Origin of the sequence: Actinophytocola algeriensis (genome assembly GCF_014203735.1) — a bacterium.
Lineage (GTDB): Bacteria > Actinomycetota > Actinomycetes > Mycobacteriales > Pseudonocardiaceae > Actinophytocola > Actinophytocola algeriensis.
Window position 1 is genome coordinate 172,360 of record NZ_JACHJQ010000011.1, and the last position, 14,767, is coordinate 187,126.

Annotated in this window: 14 protein-coding genes; 3 read left to right on the forward strand and 11 right to left on the reverse strand. The window is 69.4% G+C overall.

The window, feature by feature from the left end:
- Positions 1 to 15: 15 nt before the first annotated feature.
- The 10 genes from FHR82_RS40290 to typA all read right to left on the reverse strand — a co-directional run bounded on the left by FHR82_RS40290 (position 16) and on the right by typA (position 12,338).
- A complete protein-coding gene (locus tag FHR82_RS40290) occupies positions 16 to 411 on the reverse strand; it encodes a hypothetical protein (RefSeq protein WP_184815916.1) in 396 nt (131 codons plus the stop codon).
- The gene (gene mshB / locus FHR82_RS40295) at positions 408 to 1,250 is read right to left on the reverse strand and encodes an N-acetyl-1-D-myo-inositol-2-amino-2-deoxy-alpha-D-glucopyranoside deacetylase (RefSeq protein ID WP_184815918.1); all 843 of its coding nucleotides are present in this window, start codon (positions 1,248 to 1,250) and stop codon (positions 408 to 410) included. The genes FHR82_RS40290 and mshB overlap by 4 nt, the downstream gene beginning before the upstream one ends.
- Complete coding sequence (locus FHR82_RS40300) at positions 1,250 to 2,200, reverse strand: ABC transporter permease (RefSeq protein WP_184815920.1); 951 nt, start codon at positions 2,198 to 2,200, stop codon at positions 1,250 to 1,252. Before FHR82_RS40300 ends, mshB begins: the two co-directional genes overlap by 1 nt.
- A gap of 64 nt (positions 2,201 to 2,264) precedes the next feature.
- Entirely contained in the window at positions 2,265 to 3,326 is a 1,062-nt protein-coding gene (locus FHR82_RS40305; RefSeq protein WP_184815921.1) for an ABC transporter ATP-binding protein, read from the reverse strand.
- Entirely contained in the window at positions 3,323 to 4,366 is a 1,044-nt protein-coding gene (locus tag FHR82_RS40310) for an ABC transporter ATP-binding protein (RefSeq protein ID WP_221464881.1), read from the reverse strand. Before FHR82_RS40310 ends, FHR82_RS40305 begins: the two co-directional genes overlap by 4 nt.
- Before the next feature lie 28 nt (positions 4,367 to 4,394).
- Complete coding sequence (locus FHR82_RS40315; protein WP_184815922.1) at positions 4,395 to 5,351, reverse strand: ABC transporter permease; 957 nt, start codon at positions 5,349 to 5,351, stop codon at positions 4,395 to 4,397.
- Between the two features lie 13 nt (positions 5,352 to 5,364).
- A complete protein-coding gene (locus FHR82_RS40320; protein ID WP_184815924.1) occupies positions 5,365 to 6,297 on the reverse strand; it encodes an ABC transporter permease in 933 nt (310 codons plus the stop codon).
- A 121-nt stretch (positions 6,298 to 6,418) separates the two neighbouring features.
- Positions 6,419 to 8,125 carry a peptide ABC transporter substrate-binding protein gene (locus FHR82_RS40325; protein WP_184815926.1) on the reverse strand — a complete coding sequence of 569 codons (1,707 nt, stop codon included), beginning with the start codon at positions 8,123 to 8,125 and terminating at the stop codon, positions 6,419 to 6,421.
- A gap of 520 nt (positions 8,126 to 8,645) precedes the next feature.
- Complete coding sequence (locus FHR82_RS40330) at positions 8,646 to 10,325, reverse strand: ABC transporter family substrate-binding protein (protein ID WP_184815928.1); 1,680 nt, start codon at positions 10,323 to 10,325, stop codon at positions 8,646 to 8,648.
- A gap of 108 nt (positions 10,326 to 10,433) precedes the next feature.
- Positions 10,434 to 12,338, reverse strand: coding sequence for a translational GTPase TypA (gene typA / locus FHR82_RS40335; protein ID WP_311771507.1), 1,905 nt, complete (start codon positions 12,336 to 12,338; stop codon positions 10,434 to 10,436).
- Positions 12,339 to 12,481: 143 nt separating this feature from the next.
- Between typA and FHR82_RS40340 the strand changes: the two genes are divergently transcribed.
- A complete protein-coding gene (locus tag FHR82_RS40340; RefSeq protein ID WP_184815929.1) occupies positions 12,482 to 12,649 on the forward strand; it encodes a hypothetical protein in 168 nt (55 codons plus the stop codon).
- Here the strand turns inward: FHR82_RS40340 and FHR82_RS40345 are convergent.
- Entirely contained in the window at positions 12,646 to 12,960 is a 315-nt protein-coding gene (locus tag FHR82_RS40345) for a hypothetical protein (RefSeq protein ID WP_184815930.1), read from the reverse strand. The two genes, FHR82_RS40340 and FHR82_RS40345, sit on opposite strands and share 4 nt — an antisense overlap.
- 182 nt (positions 12,961 to 13,142) lie before the next feature.
- On the opposite strand from FHR82_RS40345, the gene trpS reads away from it, so the two are divergent.
- Positions 13,143 to 14,120 carry a tryptophan--tRNA ligase gene (gene trpS / locus FHR82_RS40350; RefSeq protein ID WP_184815931.1) on the forward strand — a complete coding sequence of 326 codons (978 nt, stop codon included), beginning with the start codon at positions 13,143 to 13,145 and terminating at the stop codon, positions 14,118 to 14,120.
- A 47-nt stretch (positions 14,121 to 14,167) separates the two neighbouring features.
- A complete protein-coding gene (locus FHR82_RS40355) occupies positions 14,168 to 14,767 on the forward strand; it encodes a hypothetical protein (RefSeq protein WP_184815932.1) in 600 nt (199 codons plus the stop codon).

Here is a 14,767-nt window from a genome sequence, read left to right on the forward strand (position 1 = left end):
AGCGATCGCCTCGCATCACTGTGGGGCGGTGAGTGTGGTGGCGAGCACTCTGCCCAGCACGATCGCCGACGGCAGAGCCCCGCACGCGAACAGCAGCAGCGACCGCCAGTCCGAGATCAGCACCATGTCACCGCCGGGGCCGAACATGCCGAAGATCGCCACCACGACGATCCACGCGAGCAGCGGAGCGGCCGCGACCAGCAGCTTCGGCGACAGCCTACCCGCCACCGACACGAGCCACGGCGTCGTCAGCGCGGCCACGAGCGCGCTCAGGGGCACGGGCACGCCGCCCAGCGCGTTGGGCAGCACGTAGCCGTCGAACCGCAGCGGCAGGAACAGCAGCTCCACCACCGCGAGCACCGCGGCGTCCACCACGAGGACGGCGAGGGTCAGCCAGTTCCGCACCGTCACTGGAGCCCGCCGAACAGGTCGGTCCCCGCGCCGTCCCCCGCGCCGCGGCCGAGGAGGTAGAACTCGGCCGGCGGCAGCGGCTGCGCGATGCCGTTGGACAGCGCGTACGCCTGCGCGCCGTCCTGGCCCTGCCACACGCTGACCTGCGTCGAGTGCGCAGCGAGCGCCGCGAGCTTCACCGACAGCACGTCGGCGGTGTCGATGGTGGTGGTGATCGCCGCGTCGTCGGTGACCGGCAGCTCGCCGGGCCCCGGTAACCGGAACGGCAGCCCGTCACGGCCGGCGAGCGCGGCGACGCCCTCCTCGGTGGCGCGCCGCGACGTGACCGCGAAGAACACCCGGTCCACCTCGGCACCGCACGCGGCCATCGTGACCTCGTGGGCGCGGATGTGGTCGGGGTGGCCGTAGCCGCCGTCCGGGCCGTAGGTGACCACGACCTGCGGCCGCACGTCCGCGATCACCTCGGCCAGCGCGGCGGCCTGTTCCGCCAGGTCACCACCCGCGAAGGCCCTCGGGTGGGCGTTGGCGCCGACACCGGCCATGCCGGAGTCGCGCCAGCGGCCCACCCCGCCGAGCCAGCGGTGGTCGGAGACGCCGAGTGCGGCGCACGCGGCCCGCAGCTCGCCGATGCGGTACCCGCCGAGCTGGTCGGCGGCGTCGGTGGCCAGCCCTCTCAGGCTGTCCGGGATGACCTCGCCCTCCTCACCCAGCGTGCACGTGACCAGCGTGACCTGCACACCGGCGGCCGCGTACCGGGCGATGGTGCCGCCGGTCCACAGGCTCTCGTCGTCGGGGTGCGCGTGCACGAGCAGGAGTCGTGGCGCTGTGGAGAGGGTCATCAGTCAAAGATCCGTATCCGTGGGTCCAGCCAGGCGGTCAGGATATCGGCGAGCATCAGGACGATCACGAACAAGGCGACCGAGTACACGGCGACGGCCAGCATCACCGGGTGGTTGTTCTCGGTCATGGACCGCACGAACAGGTAGCCGAGGCCGTTGTACTGGAACACCGCCTCGACGAGGACCGTGCCGCCCATCAGCGCGCCGAGTTGCACCGCCGACAGTTCGGCGACCGGGATCAGCGCGTTGCGGGCGGCGTGTTTGAACACGACCTTCCGCTCGGAGAGGCCCTTGGCCCGCGCGGTGCGGATGTAGTCGGCGTCGAGGACCTCGATCATCGCGCCGCGGGCCAGCACCACCGTGAACGCGAGTGCGCCGACCCCGAGCGTGAACGCGGGCAGGATCAGCTCCTGCAACCAGGTCGTCTCCACGCCGATGGACCGCGGTATCAGCGGGAAGGCGTCCCACCCGAAGATCGACTTGCCGGAGAAGGCGTTGCGGACCCACACGCCGATCACGAACAGCGGGATCACCGTGACCGTGATGGACGTGAACGTGATCACGGTGTCGACGAACGTGCGCCGCATGCGCGCGGCGACGATCCCCAGCACCACGCCGAGGACCACCTGGATCGCGAGCGCGGTGAGCGCGAGGCGGAACGAGTTCGGCGCCGCCTCGGCGAGCAGGTCGACCACCGGGCGCCTGCGCTCGTAGTCCACGCCGAGGTCGCCGGTGAACAGGTTGCCGATGTAGACGAGGTACCGGACGAACAGGGGCTTGTCGAGACCGAACGTCTCGTTCAGCATCGCCCTGGCCTCGGGCGTCTGCACCCGCGGTCCGATCATCCGGAACGGGTCGCCCCACTCCGTCACGGCCACCAGCGACCCGAACGTGGTGACCAGCAGCACGAGGATCGCCTGCGCGGCCCTGCGGACCAGGAACTTGCCCATCTCGCCCCCTCATGCCCGGGAAAGGCGCGCCCGGGAACGCCCGGACGCGCCTTTCCCGGACCGGTCAGGCGCGCACGACCTCGCGGAGAGACGCGAAGTGGCACGACGCCTGGTGCCCAGGGTTGTCGCCGACGTCGTACAGCGGCGGCGGCTCCTCGATGCAGCGCCGCTGGTCGGACTCGGACAACTGCTCGAACTTCCAGCAGCGGGTGCGGAACCGGCAGCCCGACGGCGGGTTGGCCGGGTTCGGCACGTCGCCGCGCAGCACGATGCGTTCGCGCCGCCGCTCCAGCCTCGGGTCCGGGATCGGCACCGCGGAGATCAGGGCCTGGGTGTACGGGTGGTACGGCCGGTCGAACAGGTCGTCCCGGTCCGCGATCTCCACCACGCTGCCGAGGTACATCACCGCGACGCGGTCGGCGATGTGCCGGACCACGGACAGGTCGTGCGCGATGAACAGGTACGTCAGCCCCAGCTCGTCCTGCAGGTCCTCCAGCAGGTTCACGATCTGGGCCTGGATCGACACGTCCAGCGCCGACACCGGCTCGTCCAGCACGATGAACTTCGGGTTCATCGCGATCGCGCGGGCGATGCCGACGCGCTGGCGCTGACCGCCGGAGAACTCGTGCGGGTAGCGGTCCGCGTACTCCTCGGCGAGGCCGACCGTGTCCAGCAGGTCGCTGATGGTCTTGCGGTTCACCTCCTGTCCGAGCAGCTGGAACTTCTCGGAGAGGATCTGCCGGATCGTCATGCGCGGGTTCAGCGACGCGTACGGGTCCTGGAACACGATCTGCATGTCCCGGCGCGCCTTGCGCAGGTCCTGCTTGCCGAGCCCGGTCACGTTGACACCGTCGAGCACGACCTCGCCCGCCGTCGGCTCCAGCAGGCGCAGGATCGCCCGCGCGGTCGTCGACTTGCCGCAGCCGGACTCGCCGACCAGCGCGACCGTCTGCCCGCGGTAGACGTTCAGGTCGACGCCGTCGACCGCCTTGACCTGGCCGATCGTGCGCTTGAAGAACACGCCGGAGCGGATCGGGAAGTGCTTGACGAGGTTGCGCACCTCGAGCATCGGCTGCCGGGCCGCGTCGGCCGTCCCAAGCCCGCCCTGCGGAGCTGCCGCGGTCATTGGGTCACCCTCTCGTCATAGGCGATCGCCACTCGATCACTGTGCACGCACGCCGCGCTGTGCCCGGCCCCGTCCACCGGCATCAGCTCGGGCACCTGCGGCAGGCAGGCGTCCGTCGCGAACGTGCAGCGCGGGTGGAACGGGCAGCCCTGCGGCACCCTCGCCAGTGACGGCGGGATGCCCTTGATCGGCTGCAGCCTCGCCTGCCGCGACTGGTCCATCCTCGGCAGGGAGGACAGCAGACCGTAGGTGTAGGCGTGCCGGGGCGAGTAGAAGATCTCGTCCGCCGTGCCCGACTCGACGATCCGGCCCGCGTACATGACGTTGATCCGGTCCGCGTAGGACGCCACCACGCCGAGGTCGTGCGTGATCAGCACGATCGCGGTGTTGCGGTCCTCCTGCAGCTTCTCCAGCAGCGCCATGATCTGCGCCTGCACGGTCACGTCGAGCGCGGTGGTCGGCTCGTCGGCCAGCAGCACGTGCGGGTCGTTGGCGAGCGCCATCGCGATCATCGCGCGCTGGCGCATGCCGCCGGAGAACTCGTGCGGGTACTGGTTGATCCGCACCGCCGGGTTCGGGATGCCGACCTCGCCGAGCAGGTCCAGCGCCCGCTTCTTGGCGGTGTGCTTGGAGACGTCCTGGTGTGTGCGCACCATCTCCGCGATCTGGTCGCCGACCTTGAACACCGGGTTCAGCGCGGTCAGCGGGTCCTGGAAGATCATCGCGATCTGGCTGCCCCGCAGCTTGCGCTGCTGGCGCTCCGGCATCTTCAGCAGCGATCGGCCGCGCAGGAAGATGTCGCCGGACGGGAACGTCGCAGGCGGCGACGGCACCAGGCCGAGGATCGTCATCGCGGACACCGACTTGCCGGAGCCGGACTCGCCGACGATCGCGAGGGTTTCGCCCTCGTTGACGCTCCACGAGACGCCGTCGACGGCCTTGACGGTGCCGTAGTCGGTCTTGAAGTGGACCCGCAGGTCACGTACCTCGAGCAGTGGGGCTGGTGGCCCGTCGAGGTCGATGTCGGCAGAGCCGGTCATCTGGGTGGTTCTCCTTGCGTGTGGCTGGCTATCGCAGCTTCGGGTCCAGCGAGTCGCGCAGGCCGTCGGCCACGAACGCGAACACCAGGGTGGTCAGGCAGATCGCGGCGCTGGGGAACATCCACAGGAAGTCCTTGCCTGCCACCTGAACCTGCTCGATGCCCATGTTGATCATCCGGCCCCACTCCGGGGTGTCCGGCGGGACGCCGACGCCGAGGTACGCGAGCGACGCCATGGCGACCACCGCGACACCGATGCTGGTGAACGAGTAGATGAACACCGGCTGGATGGCGTTCGGCAGGATGTGCCGGGTCACGATCCGCCAGTCGGACGCGCCGATCGAGCGCGCCGCCTCGACGTACTCCGACTCTCGCAGCGCGAGGATCTGGCCGCGCATCAGCCGGGCCGCGGTCGGCCAGCCCAGGATCACCAGCGCGATGATCACCTGGAAGACACCGGTGCCGAAGGTGCGGACCACGAGGATCGCACCGATCAGGAACGGGAACGCCAGGAAGATGTCGGTGGTCCGCATGACGAGCCCGTCCGCGATCTTGCCGCGGTAACCGGCCAGCGCGCCGAGCGTGACGCCGAGGGTCATCGAGCCGAGCATCGTGAGCAGGCCGACGAGCAGCGCGAGCCGCAGGCCGTACAGCAACCCGGAGAACAGGTCGCGGCCGAGCGCGTCGGTGCCCATGAGGTGGTCGCCACCGGGGGACGCCAGCGTGTTCAGCAGGTTCTGGTCGTACGGGTCGTACGGCGAGATGACCGGCTGCAGCAGCGCCAGGACGATCAGGATGACGACGACGACAAGACCCGCCATGGCGAGCCTGTTGCGCCGGAACCGCCGCCACATGTCGGCGAACTGGCCGTGCGACTTCTGCTTGCCCTGCTGCTGCGGTTCCGGTGCCTCGCCGGGGCCGGCGTGCTCGGCCGACTCGACGAACACCGCCTGTGCCGCCGTGGCCGGGTCGGGTGTGGTGGTCATGTCAGTTCCTCGCTCAGCTCAACCTGATCCGTGGATCCAGATACGCGTACAAGATGTCGACGATCATGCTGAGCAGCACGTATATCAGGACGGCGAACGTCACGATGGCCATGATCACCGGGTTGTTGTTCTGCAGGATCGATCTGTACAGCAGATACCCGACGCCGTTGTACTGGAACAGCGTCTCGGTGATGATCGCGCCGCCCAGCAGGATGCCGATGCTGATGCCGACGTAGGTGACCACGGGGATGATCGAGTTCCGGAAGGCGTGCTTCATGATCACGGTGCGCTCGCCGAGGCCCTTGGCGCGGGCGGTGCGGATGTAGTCCATCCGCAGCACCTCGAGCATGGAGCCACGCATGAGCCTCGCGATGAACGCCGCGTCGACGATCGCGAGGGTGACTGCGGGGAGCAGCACTTCCGTGTACCACGGTGCCAGTTCGGTGAAGCTTCTCGGTACCTGCGGGAAGATCCAGACGCCGGAGACGGTCTGCCGCAGCCAGACGCCGATCACGAAGGTCGGCACGCCGATGGCGAGCGTGGTGATGATGGTGACCAGGACGTCCCAGAAGGAGTAGCGCCAGACGGCGGCGATGATGCCGGCGACCACACCGATGATGACGTCGATGATGATCGCGATCAGCGCCAGTCGTGCGGTGTTCGGCAGGGCCGCGCCGATCATGTCGGCCACCGGGCGTCTCTGGTTCAGGTCGATGCCGAGGTCACCGGTGACCAGGTTGCCCAGGTAGGTCAGGTACTGCATCGGCAGGGACTGGTCCATGCCGAACTTCTCACGCAGGATCGCCTGTGTCTCAGGCGGCACCACCTTGTCGCCACTGGAGGCGAAGGGGTCCCCGAGCACGAAAAGGCCGATGAACAGCAGGATCGTCGCCGCGATCACGACCATGACGGCCTGGGCGAGCCTGCGGATTACGAACTTCCCCATTGGTTAGCGCCGGCTTTCTGAGCGTAGCGTTCCGAAACCTCATCCCCGGTCGGGATCGAGGTCCCAACCCGATGGTGGCCGTGGTCTGAGTACTCAGACCACGGCCACCCAGGTTATTCAGTTACTTGATGCTGATCTCGTAGAGGTCCGGGTTCTCGCTGAAGTCCATACGAAGGTTGATGAACTTCTCCGTGTTCGCCAGACGGTGCTGGGTGCGGTACCACAGCGGGATCAGTGCCTGGTCGTCACCGATGGCGATCTTCTCGGCCTCCTGGAACTTCTTGATCCGCTCGGCCTCGTCCTTGGTGGCGAAACCATCCTTGAGGAGCTGGTCGAACTTCTCGTTGCTGTAGCGGCCGCGGTTGTCACCGGTGGTCGGCTCGCTCGGGCCGGCGCCGATGGCCTCGGTCGAGAGCAGCGGCTGCAGGAAGTTCGACGGCGTCGGGTAGTCGGCGCCCCACGCCGCGCGGTAGATGCCGCTGGCGCCCGGCTGCTGCTCGTTGTTCAGCAGGTCGGGGAACTGGACACCGGACAGGTTGACCTTGAGGCCCAGGTTGGTCTCGAGCTGGTCCTTGATCGCCGCGGTCCACTCCTCGTGACCCGCGTCGACGTTGAACTGGAAGTTCAGCTCGGTGCCCTCGGCCAGACCGGCTTCCTTGGCGAGCTTCTTGGCCTCGTCGAGGTTGAAGGTGCACGCCTCGCAGAGGCCCTCCTGGAAGGCATCCGGGAACACCGGCGGCACGAACGCCGTCGCCGGGGTCATCGAGCCCTTGAACACACCGTTGATGATCGCGTCGCGGTCGATCGCCATCGAGAGGGCCTTGCGGGCCTTCACGTCGTCGAGCGGCTTCTGCGTCCCCATGACCAGCAGGTAGTTCATGCCGTTGGTGTTACGGGTGATCCACTGGTTCTGCGGCTCGTAGGTCGCGCGCGCCTGCTCCAGGACCGGCGTCGGCATGCGAGCCCAGTCGAAGGTGCCGTTCTGGTAGCCGGCGTACTCGTCCTGTGAGCCGTTCGCCGTGATCGTGATCTCGACGGAGTCCAGGTACGCCTTGTGACCGATCGAGTAGTCCTCGAAACGCTTGAGCTTGATGCCCACGTCGTGCTGCCACGGGCCGTCCATCATGAACGGGCCGTTGCCGATCGGGGCCTCGACGTACGCGGTGTTGGTCGCGGGCGCGCCCGCGGTCGACGGCACCGGGCTGAACACCGGGTGAACCGTGCGGACGTACCACTCGCAGTTCGGGTCGGTCAGCTTGACGACCAGCTTGGCCGGGTCGGAGGCGTCCACGCCGGACAGCGCGTTCGCGGTGCCGGCCTGCATCTCGTCGAAGCCCTCGATGCCGGTCAGGTGGTAGGCGACCTCGGAGGCCGACGCCTTGGCGGAGACTCGCTCCCAGCCGCGCTTGAACGACTCGGAGTTGACCTCTTCACCGTTGTGGAACTTCGTGCCCGTCTTCAGGTCGAAGGTCCACTGGCTGCAGTCGTCGTTCGCTTCCCACTTGTCGGCGACACCGGGCTCGATGTTGCCGTCGGGGTCAGCCTGCACCAAGCCTGTGAACAGCTGCTTGGTGACCAGCAGGCCCTCGGACTCCTGACCGTTGTAGGGGTCGATCGCGGTCGGCTCGGTGATGCCGAAGCGGAAGGTGCCGCCCGGCTTGCCGTCCTTGATCTCCACATCCGGCGTCTCCGGCCAGCCGGCGGACGGGGCGGAGTCGCCGCCGTCCGAGTCGCCGGAGCCCTCGTTCGACTTCTGGGAGCACGCCGTGAGCACCAGCGCGGCAGCCGTGAGGCCGGCCGCGGCCCGGAGCCACGCTTGTTTCCTCATCAAGATAGTTCCTCCATGAGCGAGCACGCACTCGACGAGCGTGCGCCCGGTGTTGTCGTGACACATCGTGCACGGAGCCGGTGGGTACCGCGCGGCGGGGGCCAGTCGGGGGAAGCACCGTGCCGCCGCGTGATCGTCTCCCTGTTAGGTGCGGACCACGTGTCATGTCGATCTTGTGACGCGTCGGAGTCCTGTCGCTGACGCACCGTTGCAGGACGGTAGGAACTCCGCCTGGTCCCGTCACGGGATTGGCCTTGATCGTGACCAAAGGGTGACACGGTGGTGGCGGCGGGCGATGCCGTGATTACGGCGCGCTGAAAACCGTCACCGGCAACCAACGAACGGGGGGTTGAGCGGAGCTTGCGAAGCGAACATTTGACGTGGTGACTCAAAAGGGCGGTTACACATGGATGTCCACCTGGGAACGTCCGCCCGGCCGTGAAACGGGAACGTGAAAGTGGTAAATCCGGGAATAGCGTGTGCGGCAAATGTGACAGCGCCGTAACCGCGCCGCTTTCCGTTAACTCGTCGAACGCACCCAGAATGCCGCGCCGGCAAACGGCCCCGCGAACCCGGCGCCCGCGGTGACCCCCGACAGTTCGCCGCGCACGGCGAGCACATCCGCCTCCTGGTACAGCGGGATCGCGACCGCCGCGCGCCACAGCGCGGGCTCCACGGAGGTCAACGCCTCGGTCACGGACAGTGAGCCGGTGAGTGCGGCGTCGATGGTCGGCTGGACGGCGGGGTCGCAGTAGCCCACCGGGTTGACCGGCTCCGGCGGGGTGGCGTCGGTGACGCAGCCGAAGTCGGTGGCCAGCGTGGTGGCCGGGTCGCCGCCCGCGGGCCGGGAGGTGACCGCGATGTCGATGGCGTCGGCGGTGTCGGTCGAGTACAGGCGCTCGTAGAGCTCCTGCCCTGGCATCTCCGCGACCTCGGCGACCACACCGCCCGCCGCGAGCTGGCGCTGCACGTCCTTCGCGATCCGCACGTCGGCCGGCCGTTCCTCGGCGGCGCCGATGACCAGCTCGAGCGGCCTGTCGTCGCGGGCCCAGCCCGCGCTGGTCCTGGTGTACCCGGCGCCGGTCAGCAGGGTCTGCGCCGCCGGTGTGTTGAAGCCGACGGCGCCGGGCCTGGTCGGCTGGTAGCCGGGTGCGGTCGGCGCGAGCACCTGCGCGTCGGCGCGCAGCTGGGCGGCGGGGCCGTTGCCGGTGCCGACGGTGACCAGCTGGTCGCGGTCGATCATCGCGACCAGCGCCTGGCGCACCGGCAGGTCGGCGAGCCGCTGCGAGGGTCGCAGGTAGACGGTGGTCACGGACGGGCGCGCGACCGTGGAGGTGGTGACGGCGGGCGCGAGCTCGCCGATGGTGTCGGCGCCGACGGAGTCGGTGCGCACCAGCGCCATCTGGTCGTGGCCCTGTTCGAGCGCGTCGACCAGCGTGTCCTGTTCGGTGCGGCGCAGCACGATCCGGTCGAGCTTCGCGGGGCCCGCCCAGTACCGGTCGTTTCGCTCCAGCACGACCTCGCCGCGGTCGTTGTCGAGTGTCTTGACCGTGAACGGGCCGCCGGTGGCCGGGAAGTTGGTCTGCAGCGCGCCGGTCCAGCCGCCGGGCGCGTCCTTGAGGATGTGCGCGGGCAGCAGGTTGTCGAACAGCGTCCGCCAGCCGGGGTAGGGCTTGCCGAAGACGACCTCGACGACCTTGCCGCCGTCGCGGGCGGTGATGTCGGAGATCAGCCGGTAGCCCGCCGAGTCCACCACGCCGGGCTGGCTCGTCATCTGCTCGCGCAGGTACACGAAGTCCTCCGCGGCGATCGGCGCCGCGTCGGACCAGGACGCGTCGGCGCGGATCTGGTAGGTGACGGTGTAGGGCTCGGTGCGGGTGACCGCGGCGGACGTCATCAGCGTGCGGTCCAGCCGCGGCGTGCCGTCGGGGCCCGGCCGGAACACCGACGGCAGCAGCAGCGTCGAGAGCGCGGTCGTGATGGCGGACTGGTCGGCGAAGTTGTGCGGGTTGTAGCCACCCGCGATCGTGTCGACCCCGACCACGACCTCACCCGTGTCCACCGGAGTGTTCGCAGGTGAGGAGATCGGCGCGTTGCTCAGGCGGGGCGCCGGGGTGCAGCCTGCGATGGCGACCAGCACGACGAACGCGGCCAGCAGCTTCCGCAACAGCCTCACCTCCCCACCCCGAGACCCTGCCATCCTTCCGGATCGACGTGTCAGTGGGCCAGTGGGTTCCACCGGCGCGGAGCATGCGGAGCGCCATTCCGGCACCGGCGCGGAGCATGCGGAGCGCCCATCGGGTGTCTGTCAGGCATCCCGTGACTTCTCGCGGGCCCGTGCCCGGCCGCGCTGTGTGCTGTCGAGGATGACCTTGCGGATCCGCACCACGTCGGGCGCGACCTCGACGCACTCGTCGGTGGCGCAGAACTCGAGCGCCTCCTCGAGCACCAGCTTGCGCGGCCTGGCGAGGCGCTCAAGCTCGTCACCGGTGGAGGAGCGCATGTTGGTGAGCTTCTTCTCCCTGGTGACGTTGACGTCCAGGTCCTCGGCGCGCGGGTTCTCGCCGACGACCATGCCCTGGTACACGTCCGCGCCGGGCTCGACGAAGAACGTGCCGCGGTCGGCCAGCTGGATCATGGCGTAGCTGGTGACCGAGCCGGTCCGGTCCGCGACCAGCGACCCGGAGTGGCGGCCGCGGATCTGGCCCGCCCACGGGAAGTAGCCCTCGAAGATCGCGTTCGCGATGCCGGTGCCCCTGGTCTCGGTGAGGAAGTCGGTGCGGAAGCCGATCAGGCCGCGCGACGGGACGACGTACTCGACCTTGACGCGCCCGGTGCCGTGCCCGCCCATGTGCTCCAGGCGGCCCTTGCGGGCGGCGAGCAGCTGGGTGATCGCACCGAGGTGCTCCTCCGGCGCGTCCACGGTGAGCCGCTCGAACGGCTCGCACAGCTGCCCGTCGACGTGCCGGGTGACGACCTCGGGGCGGCCGACGGTCAGCTCGAAACCCTCGCGGCGCATGGTCTCCACGAGGATCGCGAGTGCCAGCTCGCCTCGGCCCTGGACCTCCCAGGCGTCGGGGCGCTCGGTCGGCAGGACGCGGACCGACACGTTGCCGACCAGCTCGGAGTCGAGCCGGTTCTTCAGCATCCGCGCGGTCAGCTTGGTGCCGCCGCCGCGGCCGGCGAGCGGGGAGGTGTTGACGCCGATGGTGACCGAGATGGCCGGCTCGTCGACGTGGATGCGCTCCAGCGGCTGCGGGTTGGCCGGGTCGGCGAGCGTGTCACCGATGGTGATCTCGGGGATGCCCGCGATCGCGACGATGTCGCCTGCCTCCGCCTGGGTGGCGGGGATCCGCTCGAGGTTCTGCGTGATCAGCAGCTCGGTGATCTTGACGTTGGTGATGCTGCCGTCCGCGCGGCACCACGCGACCTGCTGGCCCTTGCTGATGGTGCCCGCGTGCACGCGGCACAGCGCGATGCGGCCGAGGAAGCTGGACGCGTCGAGGTTCGTGACCAGTGCGCGCAGCGGCGCCTCCGGGTCGCCCGACGGCGGCGGCACGTGCTGGAGCAGCACGTCGAACAGCGGGTCGAGGTTCTCGCTGTCGGGCAGGTCGCCGTCGGCGGGCGCGGTCAGCGACGCGCGGCCTGCGCGGGCCGAGGCGTACACGACCGGCAGGTCGAGGATGTTGGTGTCGATCGTGTCCAGTTCGGTGGCGAGGTCGAGCAGCAGGTCGTGCGTCTCGGCGACGACCTCCTCGATGCGCGCGTCCGGCCGGTCGACCTTGTTCACCACGAGCAGGACGGGCAGGCCGGCGGCGAGCGTCTTGCGGAGCACGAAGCGGGTCTGGGGCAGCGGGCCCTCGCTCGCGTCGACGAGCAGCACCACGCCGTCCACCATGGACAGCCCGCGCTCGACCTCGCCGCCGAAGTCCGCGTGACCAGGGGTGTCGATCACGTTGATGGTGACCGGCCCGTCGGGCGTCTCGCGGTGCACGGCGGTGTTCTTCGCGAGGATCGTGATGCCCTTCTCACGTTCCAGGTCGCCGGAGTCCATGATCCGGTCCACGGGTTCGGCGCGGGCCGAGAAGGCGCCGGTCTGGCGGAGCATCGCGTCGACGAGCGTGGTCTTGCCGTGGTCGACGTGCGCGACGATCGCGACGTTGCGGAGGTCGGTCCTGGCGATCGCGGGCGTGATCGTGTCGGTGGCGGGCACGCGCGTGCTCCTGATTCATGGTCTGGCGTCATTGGCTGCGCACGAGAGAAGGCGCGCGCGATGTCGAGGATAGCTGGCCGGAGTGGCGGCCCGGTCAAAGGTTAGCTTAACCTTAGTCGGTTCCCCTCGAGTTGGAGTCGACTTTGGGCAAGCGGAAGACGCCCGCGGACTACGTGCGGAAGTGGACGAAGGCGGGCAAGGTCAAGAAGAAGTGCTGCCGGTCGAAGTCCCGCTGCAAGAAGTGCCCGGTGCTGGCGCTCAAGCGGGCCAAGGTGAAGGTCGCGAAGCGCGAGCTGAAGCACGCCGCCTAGTGCGGCTGGTGCGGGTACGCACCGGACGGCTGCTGCGGGTACTGCGGGGCCTGGACCTGCGTCTTCGGCCGGACCATCCCGTTCAGCGCCACCACCACGAGCGCCGCCGCCACCCCCGAGGAGCCGATCGCGAACGCCGCGGAGGCCTGCGCCTCGTACTGGCCGCACGATTCGTGGTCGCCGTCCTCGGGCGTCAGCACACAGGTGTCGACGTCCTCGACGACGCCGGCGCCCACCAGGAAGGCCGTCACCGCCGCGCCGACCGCGAGGAGCAGCAGCACCTGCTGGAGGAGGCGGATCACGATGGTCATGGCCGCGGACAGTAGCGGGCCCGTATAGTCGGGAGCATGCGCAACGTCACAACATCCATGTGGTGGGCCGCCTGACGGCGGCCGAATTCCTGTTGCGTTGACCACAGGCCGCCCGACCGGGCGGCCTTCTGCTTTTCCAGGGGTCCCGGCGGGTGGCCGCGAACTCGAGGAGCGTTCGAGCGATGACCCGCCTCTCCGGCATCACCCCGTCCGGGCCCACCCACGTCGGCAACTACCTGGGGGCCGTGCGCCGCTGGACGCGGGAGGGCGGTCCGGACGACCTGTACTTCGTGTCCGACCTGCACGGCATGACCACGCCCTACCACCCGCAGAAGCTGCGGTCGCGCACCCGTGAGCTGCTCGCCATCCTCATCGCGGCCGGGATCGAGCCGGACACCGTGTTCGTCCAGTCCGACCTGCTGCACCAGCTGGGGCCGCTGACGTGGGTGCTGGAGTGCTCGTGCGCGTTCGGGGAGGCGGCGCGGATGACGCAGTTCAAGGAGAAGAGCGCCGACCGCACGCACGAGGGCACGCCGGTCCGGGTCGGCCTGTTCACCTACCCGGTGCTGATGGCCGCCGACATCCTCCTGCAGGGCGCCGACGAGGTGCCCGTCGGCGACGACCAGGCCCAGCACGTCGAGCTGGCGCGGGTGCTGGCCCGCCGGTTCAACAGCACGTACGGGGACGCGTTGGTGGTGCCCAGGGCCGTCACCCCGCCCGCGGGCGCGCGGATCAAGGACCTGACCGACCCGACGCGCAAGATGGACAAGTCGGCCCGCGACGCCGCGGGGGTGCTGTTCGTGCTGGATGAGCCGGACCTGTTGCGCCGCAAGGTGAAACGCGCGGTGACCGACAGTCTCGGGCGGCTGGAGTACCGGCCGGACCACCAGCCGGGTCTCGCGAACCTGCTGGAGATCCTGGCCGCGTGCCAGGGCAAGTCCCCGCGCGAGGTGGTGGCCGGGTACTCGTCGTACGGCGAGGTGAAGGACGCCGTCGCGGAGGCGGTGGTCGAGGAGCTGCGGCCACTGCGGGAACGCACCAGTGAGCTGCTGGCCGATCCGGCGGAGCTGGACCGGATCCGCGCGCTCGGCGGCGAACGGGCGGCGGAACGCGGCGGCCACCGGCTGAGCACGGTCCTGCGCCTGGCGGGGGTGGGCTGACGCGAACCGCTCAAGAAGCGGGTCCGTCTCACCTAGAGTGTCGGCGCATGAGCCCAGCGGAGGCAGCGCAGCCCGATCAGGGTCCGGTACTCGACACCAGGCTGCGGGGCAAACAGCTCCACGCAGACCCTCGGGTGATCACCTACGGCCGACACTCGATGGCGCTCGACGAGGTGGAGTGGGTCGCCTTCTGGGCGGCCCACACCGCCACGAAGCGGATGCTGACCCCGACGTCCCACCACAGCGAGTACAGCTTCGAGGTGGGCAAGGACCCGTACCCGGTCGGGCGCAGGATCATCGTGCACGAGTACGTCCCCGGCAAGAGCGAGGACCCGCCCGAGGTCTGGACGTTCCTCGTGAACCTGGCCGAGCGGTACCTGGTGCCGCGGCTGCTCGCCGACCTCGTCGACCGGGTCCGCCGCGGCGAGACCGTCACGGTCGGCGGCAGCGTGAAGGTGAACCAGGACGGCATCGTGTGCCGCAAGCCGACGGTTTCCGCGTCCTGGCAGTCGATCACCCGTGTCGTGCCGTACCAGGGCATGGTGTGGATCTACCAGGCCGGCATCGAGAAGCCGGTGCTGACCGTGCCGTTGCGCCACCCCAACGCCGGGTTGATGCCCGCCCTGTTCGCCGCGTTCATGCCGTGA